This is a genomic window from Streptomyces sp. NPDC126499 (assembly GCF_040302485.1).
In the GTDB taxonomy this organism is placed as follows: Bacteria; Actinomycetota; Actinomycetes; order Streptomycetales; family Streptomycetaceae; genus Streptomyces.
In genome coordinates, this window is the sequence record NZ_JBEOUO010000007.1 from 26,603 (window position 1) to 43,972 (window position 17,370).

The following is a 17,370-nucleotide window of genomic DNA, read 5'->3' on the forward strand; positions in this document are numbered from 1 at the left end:
GTCATGTCGCCGGAGAAACGGCGAAGGCCGCCGTCCCGGTGTGGGGCGGCGGCCTTCGGTGTGTCGTGCGGGACTGAGGGAGTCGGTCCTCGCCCCGTTGGGGTCAGTCCTTCTTCGGGTCCTCCAGGCGCGGGAAGAGAACCGCGCCCTTCGTGACCGTGGCGCCGGCCGGGAGCTTGCCCCAGGTGGCGGCGGACTGGACCGGCTGGGTGGCGAGGGCGCCCAGGGCGGCCTCGGCGCCGAGGGAGTCCCAGAGCTTCTGGGAGGTCTCCGGCATGATCGGGTTCAGCAGGACCGCGACCGCGCGGAGGGACTCGGCGGCCGTGTAGAGGATGGTCGCCAGGCGCGCCCGGCCCTCCTCGGAGTCGTCCTTGGCGACCTTCCACGGCTCCTGCTCCGTGATGTAGCCGTTGACCTGCTTCACGAAGTCGAAGATCGCCAGGATGCCGGCCTGGAAGTCCAGCTCCTCGCCGATCTTCTGGTCGGCGACCGCGACGGCCTTCGCCAGGCCCTCCTGGATCGCCTTCTCCGCGTCGCCGTCGGCCGCGGAGGCCGGCAGCTCGCCGCCGAAGTACTTGCCGACCATCGCCGCCACCCGCGAGGCGAGGTTGCCGTAGTCGTTGGCCAGCTCGGAGGTGTAGCGGGCGGCGAAGTCCTCCCACGAGAAGGAGCCGTCCTGGCCGAACGCGATCGCCCGCAGGAAGTACCAGCGGTACGCGTCCACGCCGAAGTGCGAGGTCAGGTCCTGCGGCTTGATGCCCGTCAGGTTCGACTTCGACATCTTCTCGCCGCCGACCATCAGCCAACCGTTCGCCACCACGCGACCCGGCACCGGCAGGCCCTGCGCCATCAGCATCGCCGGCCAGATGATCGCGTGGAAGCGGAGGATGTCCTTGCCGATGAGGTGCACGTTCGCCGGGAACGTCTCGTCGAACTTCGCCTGGTCGGAGCCGTAGCCGACGGCCGTCGCGTAGTTCAGGAGCGCGTCGATCCACACGTAGATGACGTGCTTGTCGTCCCACGGGACCGGAATGCCCCAGTCGAAGGTCGACCGCGAGATGGAGAGGTCCTCCAGGCCCTGCTTCACGAAGTTCAGCACCTCGTTGCGGGCCGACTCCGGCTGCACGAAGCCCGGGTTCGCCTCGTAGAACTCCAGCAGCTTCGGGCCGTAGGAGGACAGCTTGAAGAAGTAGTTCTCCTCCTTCAGGATCTCCACCGGCTTCTTGTGGACGGCGCACAGCTTCGTGCCGTCCTCGGCCTCGATGAGGTCACCGGGGAGCTTGTACTCCTCGCAGCCCACGCAGTACGGGCCCTCGTAGCCGCCCTTGTAGATCTCGCCCTTGTCGTACAGGTCCTGCACGAACTCCTGGACGCGGTCGGTGTGACGCTTCTGCGTGGTGCGGATGAAGTCGTCGTTCGCGATGTTCAGGTGCTCCCAGAGGGGCTTCCACGCCTCCTCCACGAGCTTGTCGCACCACTCCTGAGGAGTGACCCCGTTCGCCTCGGCGGTGCGCATGATCTTCTGACCGTGCTCGTCCGTGCCGGTGAGGTACCACACCTTCTCACCCCGCTGGCGGTGCCAGCGGGTGAGCACGTCGCCTGCGACGGTCGTGTAGGCGTGGCCCAGGTGAGGAGCGTCGTTGACGTAGTAGATGGGGGTCGAGACGTAGTACGCCTTCGTCCCCTGCTTCTCTGATCCAGTGGCCGCCATGGTGCGAATTTTAACGGCCGGGAAGACTTGTCCTCACACGCTTAAAAACGGGGCCCCGGCGGTCAACCGCCGGGGCCCCGGTTCCGCCGGGCGCGATCGCCCGGCGTGGTCAGAGGGTCCAGTCGGCGAGCAGGCCCCGGTAGAACGCGGCGTGCGGGGTCTCGACCGGCGCCGGGCCCGCGAAGTGCACACCCGTACGGGGGGTGGCGAGCTTACGGAGGTAGTCGAAGGCCTTGCTGTCCTCCTCGCCCCACACCGTGAACCGCCAGTGCGTGGCGTACGGGCGGTCCGCGGCCTCCGTCAGCGCCTGCGTGGCGGCCGTCTTCGACTCCGGCGCGCCGTCCGTCTGGAACACCACCAGGGCGGTACGGGTCGGGTCCGCCGACTTCTCGTGCAGGGCGAGGACCTCCTCGACTGCCCGGTGGTAGTTCGTGCGGCCCAGCCGGCCGAGGCCCGCGTTGATCGTCTCGACGCGGTCGGCGGTCATGTCGGCGGGGCGGAGCTCGGCGGTGCCGTCGATGTCCGTCGAGAAGAAGACCGCGGTCACGGCGGCGTCCTCCGACAGGTGCGCGGCGAGCGCCACGGTCTGCTCGGCGAGCCGCTGCACGGACCCGTCCTTGAAGTACGGCCGCATCGACCCGGACCGGTCCACGACGAGATACACGGCCGCCCGCGCCCCCACGAGCCCCTGCTTCTTCAGCACGGCACCGGCGGCCTTGTAGGCGTCGGCGAGGTGGGGGGCGTCCGCCTTCAGTCGGGCGAGGGTGAGGGCGGGGCGGGCGGTGTCGGAGGCGGGGTCGGAGTCGAGGGCCTCGGGGGCGTGGGGGGCGGTGTCGGCGGCCGCGGGCTCCGCCGGGGCGTCGGCGGCCTGGGGCTCGGGGGCTTCCGGCTGTGCCGCGGTGTCGACGGGCTGGGGCTCGGGGGGTTCCGGCTCCGCCGCGGTGTCGGCGGCCGGGGGTTCGGGGGATTCCTGCTGCGCCGGGGCGGTGGCGGTGGTGGTGGCCTGCGGCTCCGCCGGGGCGGGGGTCTCGGCCTCGGCCGCTACGGCCTGTGGCGCGGCGGCGTCCTCGGTCTCGGTCACGACCGGGGTCTCGGCCTCGGCCGTTACGGGCTGCGGCGCGGCGGCGTCCTCCGACGCCGGGGCGGGCTCCTCCGGCGCGCCGGCCTGCGGCTCCGCCGGGGCGGGGGCCTCGGCCGGCTCCTGCGCTGCGGGCGCGTTCTCGCTGGACGCGTCCGCCGAGTCGGCGGACACCGGCTGCGCCTCTGCGGCTTCCGCTTCAGCGGCCTCGGCCTCCGTCTCAGCGGCCTCGGCCGTGTGCTCTTCGGCCTCCGCCGATGCGGTCTCCGCGTCAGCGGTGTCGGCCGACGGCTTCTCGGTGGGCTCCTCGGCCTTCGCGACGGGGGCGGGGGTCGACTCGGCTTCGGCCGGGGCCTCCGTCTTCGCCGTGCCGGCGGTCGGGCTGTCGGCATTCGCGAGGCCCGTCTCGGGCTCCGAAGCGGTGTCCGCGTCGGTGTCGGCGGCGACGGCCGGCGGCTCCTCGGCCCCTGCCTCGGCGTCCGCACCGGCGGTCGACCGGTTCGTGTTCACGAGGTCCGCAGCGGGCTGAGCGGCGTCCTCGGCGACGGCCGTGGTCGTCGCGGCCTCCGCCGCGTCGGCCTCCGGCTTCGCCGTGCCGCTCGCCACGGCAGTGTTCTCCCCGGCCTCGGCGGCCGGGTCGGCCTTCGGCTCGGTGGCCCCATCGGCGACGGCCGTGGTCGTCTCGGCCTCGACCGCGTCGGCCCCCGGCTCCGTCGTGCCGCCCGCGACAGCCGCGGCCTGACCGCTGCCGGCCGCCTTGGCCGTGTCCGGCTCCGTCTTCGCGGCAGCGCTCTCCGCCTTGGCCGTGTCCGGCTCCGTCTTCGCGGCAGCGGCCTCCGCCTTTGCCGTACCCGGCTCCGCCTTCGCCTCGCCCGGCTCTGTCTTCGCGGCAGCGCGCTCCCCCTCAGCCGCGCCCCGCTCCTCCGGCTTCGCCCCCGACGACCTCCGGGCCGGCGGGATCTTCGGGTTGTCGAAGGCCGCCGCCACCAGGTCCGCCGCCGCGCGCTCGGCGGCCGTCGCCGCGTCGGTCGCCGTGCCGGTGGGGGCCGGCGTCTCCGCGGGTGACTCGGCCGACCCTGCTGCCTCCGCCGTCCCAGCGGTCTTCGCGGCCCGCGCCGCGCCCGCAGCATCCACCGACTTCGCCGACGTCGCCGCCTCCGCCCGCGCCGCGACCGTCGCGACCGTCGCGTTCGCCGTCGACTCCGGGCCCGGGGCGTCCGCCTGGGGCGGGACGGAGGTTGCCGGGACCTCGGGTTCGGCGGCGGTCGTGCGGTCGCGGCCGAATACCTTGCGCAGCAAACTCCGAATACCCATGGGCGAGCCCCTTCGCATGAGTTGGGTGCGTATGCGTCCTTCATCCCTGGCCAGGGCGGACACGTAAGGTTAGCGGCCACCTCCCCTCCTCCCTACGACCCGGGCGCCCCCGGTCGCCGCGCATTCATCGTGCGTTCACCCCATCGCCGCCGCCGTGCAGATGAGCGCACATAACGTCGCCGCCGGACGTGAACCGAAGCCATGGAGGACGACGTGCGCAAACTGCTGCCGATGCTGAGCAACCACTCACACGGAGGCGGCCGTTCCGCCATGACCTGCCGGTTCCGGTGCGGGGACGCCTGTTTCCAGGAGGTGCCCAACACCAGTGACAACGAGTACGTCGGCGACGTCATAGCCGGCGCGCTCTCGCGCCGTTCCGTGATGCGCGCCGCCGCCGTCGTGACCGTCGCCTCCGCCGCCGGCGGGGCCGTCGCGCTCGGCACCGCGCCCGCCGCCGAGGCGCACCCCGGGCACCCCGGACACCCCGCGCACCCCGGGGCCAGGCCCACCGGCGCCCGCGGCCTCCGCTTCGAGGCCGTCGCGCCCAACACCGCCGACCAGGTCACCGTCCCCGCCGGCTACTCCCAGAACGTCGTCATCCGCTGGGGCGAGCCCATCCTGCGCGGCGCGCCGGCCTTCGACCCGGAGAAGCAGACCGCCCGCGCCCAGGCCGGGCAGTTCGGCTACAACAACGACTTCCTCTCCCTGCTCCCGCTGCGCGGCGAGCCGCACCGCCAGGTTCTCGTGGCCAACCACGAGTACACCGACGAGGTCCTGATGTTCCGCGGGTACGACCCCGAGAACCCGACCCGCGAGCAGGTGGAGATCGCCTGGGCCGCGCACGGCCTGTCCGTGGTCGTGGTGCAGGAGGAGCACCGCACCGGCCGGCTGACGCCCGTCACCCGCCACCCGCTGAACCGGCGCCTGCACACCACCACCGAGTTCGAGCTGACCGGCCCGGTCGCCGGCGACGCGCTCGTGCGGACCTCCGCCGACCCCGCCGGGCGCACCGTCCTCGGCACCCTCAACAACTGCGCCGGCGGCACCACCCCGTGGGGCACCACCCTCCACGGCGAGGAGAACTTCAACCAGTACTTCGCCAACGGGTCGAGCGCCACCGACAAGCGGTACGGCATGACGGCCGGCGCCTCCGAGCGCAAGTGGGAGCGGTTCGACAAGCGCTTCGACCTCGCCCAGGAGCCCAACGAGGCCCACCGCTTCGGCTGGGTCGTCGAGCTCGACCCGTACGACCCCGACTCCACCCCCAGGAAGCGCACCGCCCTCGGCCGCTTCAAGCACGAGGCCGCGCAGCCCCGCCTCACCGCCGACGGCCGTCCCGTCGTCTACATGGGTGACGACGAGCGCTTCGACTACTTCTACAAGTTCGTCTCGTCCAAGCGCATGAAGAAGGGCGGCTCGCGTGCCGCCCGCGAGCACAACCTCACCCTCCTCGACGAGGGCACCCTCTACGTCGCCAAGCTCACCGGCGACTCCCCGGCCGCCGAGATCGACGGCAGCGGCAAGATCCCGAACGACGGCGAGTTCGACGGTTCCGGCACCTGGATCCCGCTCGCCACGGCCGGCCCGGACGGGGCCGTCTCGCACGTGCCCGGCATGACCGCCGAGGAGGTGTTCGTCTTCACCCGCATCGCCGGTGACAAGGTCGGCGCGACGAAGATGGACCGCCCCGAGGACGTCGAGCCGTCCCCGCGCACCGGCCGCGTCTACGTCGCCCTCACCAACAACAAGGACCGCGGCAAGCCCGGCAAGGCGGGTGCCGACGAGGCCAACCCGCGCAACGGCAACAAGCACGGCCAGGTCCTGGAGCTCGCCGAGCACTGGGACGACCCGGCGAGCGACGGCTTCGCCTGGCGCCTCTTCCTCGTCGCCGGCGACCCGGAGGACCCGGCCACCTACTTCGCGGGCTTCCCGAAGGAGAAGGTCAGCCCCATCTCCTGCCCGGACAACGTGGCCTTCGACCCGCACGGCAACCTGTGGCTCTCCACCGACGGCAACCAGCTCGGCTCCCACGACGGCCTGTTCGGCGTCGCCACGCAGGGCGAGCGGCGCGGTGAGCTCAAGCAGTTCCTGACCGTGCCGGTCGGCGCCGAGACCTGCGGTCCGATCATCCAGGACCGCCGGGTCCTGGTCGCCGTGCAGCACCCGGGCGAGGTCGACGGCGCCTCCGTCGAGAAGCCGGCCTCCGCCTGGCCCGACGGGCCGGGGAAGATCGTCCGCCCGTCCGTCGTCGCCGTCTGGCGCACCGACGGCCGCGACATCGGCGTCTGACGGCCCCGGGGGGCACCCCTGAGGGCATCTCTGGTGGCATCCCTGGGGGTGGGCATCAGCCCACCCCCGCTCCCAGGCCCTCCCGGAACCGCGTGAACTGCTCCTCCGGCGTGCCCGTGTACACCCACGGCACCCACGCCGCCCGTGCCCCGAGCAGGCCGAAGACCTCCCGCGCGACCTCCGTCTGACCCGCGTAACAGGCGGCGTGCGCGAGGTAGTTGAGCTCGCCGACCTCCTCCGGGCGGACCGGCGAGCCGGGCTCGCGGCCGCCGATCCAGCGGGCGTGCGTGCGGCGCAGCTCCGTCACCGCGAGCTCGTGCTTCCAGTGCTGGTCGAAGCCGCGCACCGGGCCGCGGCCGAGCGCCCCGTCCGCGATGTAGCGGTACTCCTCGACCCGCGCGATCTGCACCAGGATCGGCAGCGGCGAGCCGGGCGGCGCCACGCCCGCCGCGTCCCGCGCGAAGTCGTACATGGCCCCGTGGGTGCCGTGCCACCGGGCCGACCAGTAGCGCAGCACCTGCGTGTGGCCTTCGGTGTTGTACGGGTCGCGGCGCCGCAACTCGTCGAACCAGTGGCGCAGTTGGCGGCGCGGTACCCCGCCCTCGTACAGTCGGGCGACCGACAGCAGCGAGACCCACGGCATGGGGTCGGCGGGCGCGGCGGCCGCCGCGGCGAGGCAGGCGTCGACGGAGGCGTCGATCCTGCCCCGGTCGACCGGGGCGCCCCGGCCGGCCGCGATGGCCGTGTCGAAGACCCGGACCACCTCGGTCGCCGCCCGCAGCACCGCCGCGTCCGGGTTGCCCGGCTCGGCCGCCCGCCACGCCTCGACGGTGGAGCTGCCGGCGGCGGCGTGCGACAGCAGCCGCAGCCGGTGGGTACGGCGCTGCCAGTCGTCGCCGGTCGCCTTCAGCAGGTCCCGTACGCCCTGCCAGCGGCCGATGACCATGTCGTGCCGGGCCTCGGTGAGCGCCCGGTCGCCGAAGTCCGGGTCGAAGTCCGGCGTGAACCGGCCCCCACGGGCCGAGCGGCCCGGGCGGGACGGGCGGGACGGGCGGCGCAGCGGGGCCATCCGGGTACCTCCCTCAGGTGCGGTGGTGCGGTGGTGACCGTCAGAAGCGGTGGTGACCGTCGGACGTGGTGGGGACGGTCGGAAGCGGTGGTGACCGTCGGACGTGGTGGGGACGGTCGGACGCGGTGGGGACGGTCGGAAGCGGTGAGGACGGTCAGAAGTCGGTCGCCAGTGACTCGTCCGCCCGCCGCGCGCGCGGCGAGTCCGGCGAGGCGAAGGCCTCCGCGGCGGCCAGCACCCGGGACGCGTCCAGCCGGGCCGGACGGTAGTAGGCGCTTCCCTTCCTCCAGTACACGAGCATCGGTAGGACTCCGGCGGCGAGCCCGCCCAGGCCGATCGCGAGCGAGGCCGTGGACAGTTCGCCGAGCGACTCGACGAACGCCCACAGCATGAACGCCGAGCCCAGCAGCGGCCACACCCCGCCCAGGACGAAGTCCCGTACGGAGGACAGCAGCAGCCCCTTGTACGCGACGACGGCGGCGATCCCCGCGAGGGCGTAGTAGAACGCGATCTGGAGGCCGATCGCGCTGACCGCGTCGCCGAGGACCTGCTCGACGGAGCCGGCGGCGGCCGCGGCCGCGAACATGACGAGGGCGGCGGCGCCGACCACCACGACCGCCACCCACGGGGTGTTCCATCGGCGGTGGACGGTGCCGAGCGCGGCCGGCAGGGTGCGGTCGCGGCCCATCGCGAAGAGTGAGCGGGTGACCTGGATGAGGGTGGTCTCCAGGGTGGCGACGGTCGACAGCAGGACGGCGAGCACCAGCAGTTTGCCGCCGACGCCCGGCCAGATCTCCTGCCCGAGGACGGCGAGCACGTTCGCGCCGCCCCGTTCGATCTGCTCGGCGGTCAGCAGCACGTTGACGGCGACGGTGAACGCCTCGAAGAGGAGGAAGACCACGCCGATGCCGACGAGGGCGGCGAGCCCGGCGGTGCGGCGGCTGTCGCGGGTCTCCTCGCTGAGGTTGCTGGTGACGTCCCAGCCCCAGTAGTAGAAGGCGGCGATCAGCGCGCCGGACGCGAAGCCCGCCGTGCCGCCGAAGTGGCCGAGGCCGAACCACGACCAGTCGAAGGCGGTGGCGTGCCCGCGGTGCAGCAGCGCCGCCAGCACGAAGAGCACCAGGATCAGCATCTCGACGCCGGTCATGAGCAGTTGGGCGCGTACGGTGAGCCGGGCGCCGCCGAGGACGACCAGGAGCATCATCAGGAACCAGCCGGCGCCGACGGCGCAGGAGAGGGCGGTGTTGTCGGCGAGCTCCGGGTCGAAGAGGGAGAGCGTGAGGGAACCGGCGGGCAGCGACCCCGCCACCATGAAGACGGTGGCGGCGAAGACCAGTGCCCAGCCGGAGAGGAAGCCGAGGAAGGGGTGGAGGGTGCGGCCCACCCACGAGTACCCGGCGCCCGCGTTGACGTCGATCCGGCCGAGGCGGGCGTAGGCGAGGACGATGCCGAGCATCGGTATCGCGCAGTACAGCAGCGCCGCGGGGCCGGCGAGTCCGACCGCGCCGAAGAGGACGGCGGTGGTGGCGGCGAGCGAGTACGCGGGAGCGCTGCCCGCCACGGCCATCACGATGGTGTCGAAGGTGCCGAGGGCGTTGGGCTGGAGACCTCTGCCCGGTGGCCTGCCGGATGCTCTGCCGGGGGTAGTGCGCATGGCGGTGTCCTGGGGGGCGCGGGAGCGGTGGGGGAGGGGGAGGGAGGGCTGCGGGAGGGGTGCGGAGGAGGGGGGACGGCGCAGGGCGAAGTCACCGTGCCACCAGGTCGCTTGTGGCCGGGGCGGGACGCGGATCACGGTGAATTCGTGCGCATCGTAGTCGTACGCGTGGGATCCGGTAACGGCGGTGGGAGGGTTGGATTCCGCAACCGCCGGTAAGGGCTCCGGTACGCCCCTTTGGCGAGGTTTACGGCTCCGATGACCGGTCCGGCGCCTGGTGTCGGCCGGGGCCCTGGTCCTGGTCTTTGACCCTGTTCTGGTCCTGGTCCTCCTCGTTCTTGCCCGGGCCCCTGTCCCAGTCCCTGTCGTCGTGGCCCGGGGTCGCGATGGCGCGGGCCGCCCGCACCTCCTGGCGCAGGGCGGCGAGGACCCCGTCCTCGTCACCGCCGAGGTCCGCCCGCACCTCCACCAGGACGTCGCTGGAGCGCAGCCCCTCGGCGAGCTCCCGCAACTGCCGTTCCACGGCGGCGACCTCGGCGGGGTCGGGCGGCGGGGCTCCGTGGTCGACACGGATCCGGGCGGCGGTCGTCGCGTCCACGATCCGCTCGACGGCGATGGCCAGCGGCCACCAGGCGGCGGCCAGGTCACCGGCGGGCGGCGGCTCGGTCAGGGCGCGCTGGAACTCCGACCGTACGGTCGACATGTCGCGGTACAGCTTGCGGCGGGCCCGGTGCCGGGCGGCCGGGTCGCTCGTGCCGCCCAGGGCGCCCGGATCACCCGTACCGCCCGCGTCGCTGCCCTCGCCCCCGCTCGGCCCGAAGGCGAGGCGGACGTACGCGGCGGTGTCCGCGACCGCGTCGGCGAGCCGGTCCGCGACCCGGGTGTGCCAGGACTCCGGCCACAGCAGGTACCCGGCGATCAGCGCGATGGCGCAGCCGATCAGCGAGTCGTACAGGCGCGGCAGGACGAGGTGGAAGCCCTGGTGGTTGAGCAGGTCGGACAGGAGCAGGATCACCGGGGTGATGGCCGCGGTCTGGAAGGCGTACCCCTTCGCCGAGAACGCCGGGATCAGCGCGGCGAGCACCAGCATCACCGGCACGTCCCACCATCCGCGCGGCACCGCGGCGAGCACGGGGGCGGCCACCAGAAGCCCGGCGGCGGTGCCGAACGCGCGGAGCACCGCCCGGGAGAACACCGAGCCGAAGTCCGGCTTCAGGACGAAGGTGACGGTGAGCGCGACCCAGTACGAGCGCGGCACGGCGATCAGCGAGACGAGGGCCTGCGCGAGGCCGATGCACAGGGCGAGCCGCAGGCCGTAGCGCCAGGACGCCCCGGACAGCAGCACGCTGCGGGCGGTGCGGCGCACCCGTACCCGCAGGGCGGCGGGCCGGCCGAGCCGGTCGTCGACGTTGTACGGCCTCGGCTCCGCCTCGTGGACGACGGTCGCCGCGTGCCGCAGGGCCTCGTCGACGGCCTTCTCCGACGGGCGGCGGGCCTCGGGGAGGACCAGTTCCGGGGCGCCGGTGCGGCCCTCCTCGACGGCGTCGGCGAGGGCGCGCACGGCGGCGGGGATCTCCGGCGGCAGCGTCCGGTGGAAGCGGCGGGCCGCGAAGTGGGCGGCGGGCGCGGCCTCCAGGAGCGGGATCAGCACGTTGAGCTGGGCCAGCAGCCGCACCAGGGTGGGCGCCCGGCCGTGCTGACGGGCGCGGCGGGCGAGGACGAGGTCGTACGCCTGGTTGAGCTGGGCGGTGACGGCCTGCCGCTTCTCGTCGTACGCGTCGCTGCCGGCGGCCTCGAACAGCTCCGCCAGCGCCCGGTACGTCCCGGCGACCGCCCTGCGCTCCGGCTGCCCGCCGCGCAGGGGCCAGCCGAGCAGGGTGAGCACGAGGACGACCACCCCGCCGAGGGTGAGCAGGACGGGCGCCTTCCACCAGGGGTCGGGCATCGGCAGGCCGGCGCCGACGACGGCGTTCAGGAGGAGGAGCAGGCCGGAGACGGAGGCCACCGCGCCGATCGAGGAGATCATCCCCGACACGAGAGCGACGAGGGTGAGCGCGGCGACGGCGAGCCAGCCCTGGCCGAAGACGAGCGTGCCGAGGGTGACGCCGAGGGCGCCGAAGAGCTGGGGAACGGCGATGTTGAAGATCCGCATGCGGTACGCGTCGGCGGTGTCCCCGATGACGCCGGAGAGCGCGCCCATCGCCACCAGCGCCCCGTACGCCGGCTGCCCGACCGCCATCCCCACCGCCAACGGCCCCGCCAGCGCGATGGACGCGCGTGCGACGGCGGCGCGGGGGATGGGCGTGGACTGCGGCCGGAGGCCGGCGGTGAGCCAGGCGGGGGGCGAGAGGGGTGACGACCGTGCGGCTTTTCCCATGCGCCCACGGTAGGCCGCCGCGGCGCCGTCGCCCCGGCGAGCCCCGCGGCCGGTGGTGCGGGCGTTCGCGTCCGCCGTGCCATGGCCCGTCGGCGTGCGCCCGTCCACGTACGAGCCCGTTCGCGTACGAGCCCGTCCGCGTATGGGCCTGTCCGTGACAGGAACGAGCCCGTCCACGTACGGGCGCGTCCACGTGCGCTCCTGTCCGTCCGCGACAGGACCGCAGCGGACGCGCTCAGCTGCGGTAGTTCTCCACCTCCGCCGCCGGGCGGAGCGCCGCCGTGTCCGGGTCCTCGCCGAACTCGGCCTTGGCGCGGCGCTGGCGCAGCAGGTCCCAGCACTGGTCGAGCTGGACCTCCAGCTCGGCGAGACGGGTGCGTTCCTCGTCCAGGAGGCCGCCGGTGCGCTGCCGCAGGGCGCGTTCCTCCTCGACGAGCGCGCCGATGTTCTCGAGGATCTCGTCGTTGTCCATGTCCTCAGCGTGGCCGATCCCGGCCCGCCGTGCAGGTCGAGCGGAGCCGTCAGTGCCGCAGTGCCTGGGCGATCTCGGCCTTGGTGGCGCCGGAGAGGGTCCGGTTGCTGCGGGCGGTCGCGGTCTTGGACGCGCCGGGCGCGACCCCGCCCACGTTCACGACGACCGTGTCGAGCAGGTTGCCCTGGTCGTCACGGAAGTCGACCCGGACCGTGTAGTCGGCGCTCTTGTCCCGGGGGTTGGTCGCGGTGACCTCGGCGACCGTCCGGTCGCCGTCCGTGGAGGTGGGACCGGCCTTGACGTCCCCGGCGGCGTTCACGCCGTCCTTGACCTCGTTCATCTTCTCCTCGGCCGCGGAGGCGACCGCTCCCGTGGCGGAGGAGACGATCTCCCCGGCCCTCTCCTTCGCCTGGTCGCACCCCGTCAGGGCGAGACCGGCCAGGACGACCGGTCCGGCCAGGAGGACGAGGGCGGTGCGGGTGGTGCGGGCGGTGAGGGCGGTGCGGGCGGTGCGGGCGCGGCTCACGGGCGTGCCCTGCCGTACGAGTCGTCCACGGCGAGCGCCCAGATGACGAAGACGGAAACCGCCATGGAGAACAGCGCCCACCACGGCTGGTACGGCAGGAACAGGAACTGGGCGACGACGTTCAGCGAGGCGAGCGCGATGCCGGCGACCCGGCCCCATTCGGCGCCCGTGAGGATGCCGTAGCCGGCGATGGCGACGACGACGCCGAGGCAGAGGTGGATCCAGCCCCAGGTCGTCAGGTTGAACTCGTAGACGTAGTCGCCGACGCGGGCGTAGATGTCGTCCTCGGCGATGCCCGCGATGCCCTGGAGGATGTCCATGGCGCCGGTGACCAGCATGAGGACGCCGGCGAACAGGGTGCCTCCGGCGGCCCACGCGCCCCGGGTCGTCATCGTGTCCGGCGTCGTCCTGTCCGGGGTCGGGTGGTGGCTCGTGTTCTGGCTCATGGCCTCATCGTCGGAGCGGTCGTTCGCGCGCGAACCTTCTGCTGGACCGGACGGGTGAGGCGGGGGTGGGCTGTTGTGGGGTGTTGCCCGCTCTATCCTGGACATCTAATATCCAGAATATGAGGATGAACGAGGGCGTGGAGTGGGCGCTGCACAGCTGCCTCAACCTCGCCTGGATCGGCGGGGAACGGGCGGTCACGGCGGCCCGGCTCGCCGCCTACCACGACCTGCCCGCCGCCTATCTCAACAAGCAGCTCCAGGCCCTCGTCCGGGCCGGCGTCCTCGTCTCCGTCTCCGGCCCCAAGGGCGGCTTCCGGCTCGCCCGATCGCTGGAGCGGATCACCCTGATGGACGTGGTCACGGCGATCGAGGGCCCCGATGAGGCCTTCCGCTGCACCGAGATCCGCGCCCACGGCCCCAGCGGAGGCGGCGACGGCAAGGCGCCCGCCGTCGAGTGCGCCATCGCCGGCGCGATGGGCCGGGCGGAACTGGCCTGGCGCCGCGAGCTGGCCGCCCGGACCCTCGACGACGTGCGCCTCCAGGCGGAACGTCAGGCGCCGGGCGCCCCGGACCGTGTCCGCCGCTGGTTCGCCGGCACCTGACCGTCCGGCCACAGCGGCCGGCCGAGGTCACGGGCCCCCGGTCACCAGTCCGCCTCAATTCCGGATAACAGATGTCCTGATCGGAGAACGCACGTCATGAACGTCGAGCACGACCAGCGCACCCTCACCAACCCCCCGACCCTCCACGACCCCACCCCCTTCGGCTACAGCCACGCCGCCTCCGCCCCCGGCGAACTCGTCTTCATCGCGGGCCAGTACGCCTCCGACGCCACCGGCGCCCCGGTCCCCGGCGACTTCGCCGCCCAGGTCGAGCTCGCCCTCGCCAACCTCCGCCTCGCCCTCGAAGGCGTGGGCCTCGGCCTCGCCCACGTCGTCCGCCTCGGCTCGTACGTCGTCGATCACGACCTCGCCAAGCTGGAGATCCTCGGCAAGGCCCTGCACGCCGCCTTCGGCGAGCGGCTGCCCGCCCAGACCCTCAGCGGTGTCGCCTCCCTCGCCCTGCCCGGCATGCTCTTCGAGATCGACGCGGTCGCCGTGCGGCCCACGACGCCGGCGGACCCGGACCAGCCGGCCTCGGCCCGCTGATCCACTTGCGGCGGGTACCGCGCGGGTGTGCCCTGGAGGGTGCAGGAAAGGCGCCCGGAAGGAGCCTCCGCCATGGCCGCACACGCAGCGGTACCCGACCGCAGAGGGCACGGACAGCGCAGACAGCACGGGCAGCGCACGCAGCAGCTGAGCACCCACGGCTGGGGGCTGCCCCTGGCCCTCGGCATCGTCTACGGCCTGTACGCCCCCACCATCGTCCGCCGCGGTGGCGAACCGAGCTGGGGACAGTTCTGGCTCGGCGTCGTCAACGGCCTCGTCCTGGCCCTCGCCGTCTACGGGCTCCGCCGCTACGGCCGCTCCCTGCCGCGCGAGCTGCGCGCGGCCGCCTGGGGCGGTCTCGCCGGCACCGCGATCGGCTTCCTCTTCAGCCTCTCCGAGGCCAGCGTCTACGCGGCGACCGTGCTCGGCCTCGTGGTCGCCGCGGCCGTCACCGCCGCCGCCTTCTACCTCTTCTACACGCACGAGGACGCGTCCGGCCGCCCCGCCCCGTACTGATCCCGTCCCCGGCCGTGCCGGCCGTGACCCCGTCCACGCCCCTGGCCGCCACCGCGGGTCCGGCGCCGGTAGTACGCCACGGCCACCGCCGCCAGCAGCGGCGGCCAGGCGGCGAGGGGCGCGTAGCAGGCGACGAGCAGGGCGTCCTGCGCCGGTGAGGCCGGGACGCCCGGGCCCAGGCCGGCGTACGCGGCGTACACGCCCCAGGCGGCCAGCGCGCACAGCGCCGCCACTCCGGCGAGGGCGGCCCCGGTCGCGGCGGCCGGGTTCACCCGCCGCCCGCCGAGGAAGGGCAACCGGCGCGGGAACACCTCGCCCCAGGAACGGACGAGCCCGAGCGTCAGGAGCGCGAGCAGCTCGGACACGACGCTGAGGGAGACGACGTAGACGGACTCGCCGAGACCCATAGGGCCGTCGCCGGCGTCCTGGGTGACCGGGAGCCCGGCGACGAGCGCGAGCCGCCACAGCCCCGAGGGGAGGACGACCAGGGGGACGGCATGGGCGGCCACCGCCGCCCAGCGCGGCACGTCGGGAAGCGCCTTGATCTTCGGCATCAGCTTCAGCAGTGGCATCGGCATCGGTGTCGGCATGGATTCAGGGTCCGCCCGGCCCCGGCGCGGCGCGTCGGCCCGAGGGCCCGGCCGCCTCCGCCGCGCGGCGGAGACGCGCTCCTCCCCTGGCCCTCGTCCGCTCGTCCCCTGGCACCGGCGGTGCCCTCGTCGGAAACTGGTTGAAGCGGCCCCGATCCGGCCCGGCCCCGATCCGGCCCGGCCCCGATCCGGCCCGGCCCCGATCCGGCCCGGCCCCGATCCGGTCCGGTCCCGGTCCGGTCCCGGTCCGGCCCGTTCCCGGCCCCCGCAGCCGTACCGCCGCGGCCCCCAGGGAGGACAGGCGTATGACCGACCTCGCCATCGAGACCGAAGGGCTGGTCAAGGTCTTCGGCACCAACCGCGCCGTCGACGGCATCGACCTGCGCGTCCCGGCCGGCACCGTCTACGGCGTCCTCGGCCCCAACGGCGCCGGCAAGACCACCGCCGTCAAGATGCTCGCGACCCTGCTGCGCCCCGACGGCGGCCGTGCCCGCGTCTTCGGCAAGGACGTCGTCGAGGACGCCGACACCGTACGCGGCCGGGTCAGCCTCACCGGCCAGTACGCCTCCGTCGACGAGGACCTCACCGGCACCGAGAACCTGGTCCTGCTCGGCCGGCTCCTCGGCCACGGCCGCTCCGCCGCGCGCGAGCGCTCCGCGCAGCTCCTGGAGGCGTTCGGGCTCGGGGAGGCGGCGGACCGGCAGGTGAAGAACTACTCGGGCGGCATGCGGCGGCGTATCGACATCGCCGCGTCCATCCTCAACGTGCCCGACCTGCTGTTCCTCGACGAGCCGACCACCGGCCTCGACCCGCGCAGCCGCAACCAGGTCTGGGACATCGTCCGCGCCGTGGTCGCCCAGGGCACCACGGTCCTGCTCACCACCCAGTACCTGGACGAGGCGGACCAGCTGGCGTCCAGGATCGCCGTCATCGACCACGGCAGGGTCATCGCGGAGGGCACCAAGGGCGAGCTGAAGGCGTCGGTGGGCTCCGGCTCCGTGCACGTACGGCTCCGGGACCCCGAGCAGCGCGCGGAGGCCGAGCGGGTCCTCACCACCGCCCTCGACGCCACCGTCCAGCTCGACCCGGACCCGGTCGCGCTCACCGCCACCCTCGACGGCCAGGGGACCGACCTCGGCGCCGCCGAACAGGCCGCGCGGGCGCTCACCGAGCTCTCGCGGGCCGGGATCACGGTCGACAACTTCGCGCTCGGCCAGCCCAGTCTGGACGAGGTCTTCCTCGCCCTGACCGACCGCGCACCCGCCACCCGCCCGCCGGCCACCGACCCGAAGGAGACGCCGGCATGACCACCGTCACCACCGGCAAGGACGCCCAGAACACCGACGCCCTCGACTTCGTCGCCCCGCGTGCCGACGAACTCGCCGCCCTCCTCGTGGGCCACACCCGGCCGCCGCGGCCCGGCGCGCTCGCCGCCTCCCTCACCTTCGGCTGGCGGGCCATGCTGAAGATCAAGCACGTGCCGGAGCAGCTGTTCGACGTGACGGCGTTCCCGATCATGATGGTGCTGATGTACACGTACCTCTTCGGGGGCGCGCTGGCCGGCTCGGTCTCGGCGTACATCCAGTTCCTGCTGCCGGGGATCCTCGTGATGAGCGTCGTGATGATCACGATGTACACGGGTGTCTCGGTCAACACCGACATCGAGAAGGGCGTCTTCGACCGCTTCCGTACGCTGCCGATCTGGCGGCCGGCGCCGATGGTGGGCTATCTCCTCGGCGACGTCGTCCGCTATCTGATCGCCTCCGCCGTCATGCTCACGGTCGGCATCGTCATCGGCTACCGCCCGGCCGGCGGCGTCGCGGGCGTGCTGCTCGGGGTGGCGCTGCTGCTGGTGTTCTCGTTCGCCTTCTCGTGGATCTGGACCATGTTCGGCCTGCTGCTGCGCAGCGAGAAGTCCGTCATGGGCGTGAGCATGATGGTGATCTTCCCGCTCACCTTCCTGTCCAACGTCTTCGTCGACCCGCGGACGATGCCCGGCTGGCTCCAGGCCTTCGTCAACAACAGCCCGGTGACCCATCTGGCGACGGCGGTCCGGGAACTGATGGCGGGCAACCGGCCGATGGCGGACATCGCGTGGACGGTGGGGTGGTCGGCGCTGTTCGTGGTGGTGTTCGGGGCGGTGACGATGCGGCTGTACAACCGCAAGTGACGTCCGGGGC

Annotated in this window: 15 protein-coding genes; 6 read left to right on the plus strand and 9 right to left on the minus strand. The window is 73.4% G+C overall.

The genetic code is table 11. The features are described 5' to 3' along the window. Positions 1-103 precede the first annotated feature (103 nt). Entirely contained in the window at positions 104-1,711 is a 1,608-nt protein-coding gene (gene metG / locus ABTZ91_RS12025) for a methionine--tRNA ligase (RefSeq protein WP_352077021.1), read from the minus strand. A 109-nt stretch (positions 1,712-1,820) separates the two neighbouring features. After that, positions 1,821-4,103, minus strand: coding sequence for a VWA domain-containing protein (locus tag ABTZ91_RS12030; RefSeq protein ID WP_352077022.1), 2,283 nt, complete (start codon positions 4,101-4,103; stop codon positions 1,821-1,823). Positions 4,104-4,316: 213 nt separating this feature from the next. On the opposite strand from ABTZ91_RS12030, the gene ABTZ91_RS12035 reads away from it, so the two are divergent. Further along, the gene (locus ABTZ91_RS12035; RefSeq protein WP_352077023.1) at positions 4,317-6,392 is read left to right on the plus strand and encodes a PhoX family protein; all 2,076 of its coding nucleotides are present in this window, start codon (positions 4,317-4,319) and stop codon (positions 6,390-6,392) included. Positions 6,393-6,447: 55 nt separating this feature from the next. On the opposite strand, the gene ABTZ91_RS12040 is transcribed toward ABTZ91_RS12035, so the two are convergent. From ABTZ91_RS12040 to ABTZ91_RS12065, 6 genes are all read right to left on the minus strand, one after another. Next, positions 6,448-7,461, minus strand: a complete 1,014-nt coding sequence (locus ABTZ91_RS12040; protein ID WP_352077024.1) for a hypothetical protein — start codon at positions 7,459-7,461, stop codon at positions 6,448-6,450. A gap of 154 nt (positions 7,462-7,615) precedes the next feature. Continuing rightward, positions 7,616-9,115: an APC family permease gene (locus ABTZ91_RS12045; RefSeq protein ID WP_352077025.1), complete on the minus strand. Its 1,500-nt coding sequence runs from the start codon at positions 9,113-9,115 to the stop codon at positions 7,616-7,618. A gap of 247 nt (positions 9,116-9,362) precedes the next feature. Next, positions 9,363-11,492, minus strand: coding sequence for an FUSC family protein (locus tag ABTZ91_RS12050; protein ID WP_352077026.1), 2,130 nt, complete (start codon positions 11,490-11,492; stop codon positions 9,363-9,365). A gap of 235 nt (positions 11,493-11,727) precedes the next feature. Beyond that, positions 11,728-11,964: a DUF2630 family protein gene (locus tag ABTZ91_RS12055; RefSeq protein WP_352077027.1), complete on the minus strand. Its 237-nt coding sequence runs from the start codon at positions 11,962-11,964 to the stop codon at positions 11,728-11,730. Positions 11,965-12,013: 49 nt separating this feature from the next. Beyond that, a complete protein-coding gene (locus tag ABTZ91_RS12060) occupies positions 12,014-12,490 on the minus strand; it encodes an FxLYD domain-containing protein (protein WP_352077028.1) in 477 nt (158 codons plus the stop codon). Then, on the minus strand, positions 12,487-12,936 hold the full coding sequence (locus tag ABTZ91_RS12065) for a hypothetical protein (RefSeq protein ID WP_352077029.1): 450 nt from the start codon (positions 12,934-12,936) through the stop codon (positions 12,487-12,489). The genes ABTZ91_RS12060 and ABTZ91_RS12065 overlap by 4 nt, the downstream gene beginning before the upstream one ends. Before the next feature lie 125 nt (positions 12,937-13,061). Between ABTZ91_RS12065 and ABTZ91_RS12070 the strand changes: the two genes are divergently transcribed. From ABTZ91_RS12070 to ABTZ91_RS12080, 3 genes are all read left to right on the plus strand, one after another. After that, entirely contained in the window at positions 13,062-13,538 is a 477-nt protein-coding gene (locus ABTZ91_RS12070; protein ID WP_352077277.1) for an Rrf2 family transcriptional regulator, read from the plus strand. Between the two features lie 96 nt (positions 13,539-13,634). Then, positions 13,635-14,084, plus strand: coding sequence for a RidA family protein (locus ABTZ91_RS12075; protein ID WP_352077030.1), 450 nt, complete (start codon positions 13,635-13,637; stop codon positions 14,082-14,084). Between the two features lie 72 nt (positions 14,085-14,156). Then, a complete protein-coding gene (locus tag ABTZ91_RS12080) occupies positions 14,157-14,600 on the plus strand; it encodes a hypothetical protein (protein ID WP_352077031.1) in 444 nt (147 codons plus the stop codon). Here the strand turns inward: ABTZ91_RS12080 and ABTZ91_RS12085 are convergent. After that, complete coding sequence (locus tag ABTZ91_RS12085; protein ID WP_352077032.1) at positions 14,558-15,190, minus strand: hypothetical protein; 633 nt, start codon at positions 15,188-15,190, stop codon at positions 14,558-14,560. The two genes, ABTZ91_RS12080 and ABTZ91_RS12085, sit on opposite strands and share 43 nt — an antisense overlap. Positions 15,191-15,495: 305 nt before the next feature. Here ABTZ91_RS12085 and ABTZ91_RS12090 point away from each other — a divergent pair, with 305 nt between their 5' ends. Together ABTZ91_RS12090 and ABTZ91_RS12095 are read left to right on the plus strand one after the other, a co-directional pair. After that, positions 15,496-16,497, plus strand: coding sequence for an ATP-binding cassette domain-containing protein (locus tag ABTZ91_RS12090; RefSeq protein WP_352077033.1), 1,002 nt, complete (start codon positions 15,496-15,498; stop codon positions 16,495-16,497). Beyond that, positions 16,494-17,360, plus strand: a complete 867-nt coding sequence (locus ABTZ91_RS12095; protein ID WP_352077034.1) for an ABC transporter permease — start codon at positions 16,494-16,496, stop codon at positions 17,358-17,360. Before ABTZ91_RS12090 ends, ABTZ91_RS12095 begins: the two co-directional genes overlap by 4 nt. Positions 17,361-17,370: the final 10 nt, after the last annotated feature.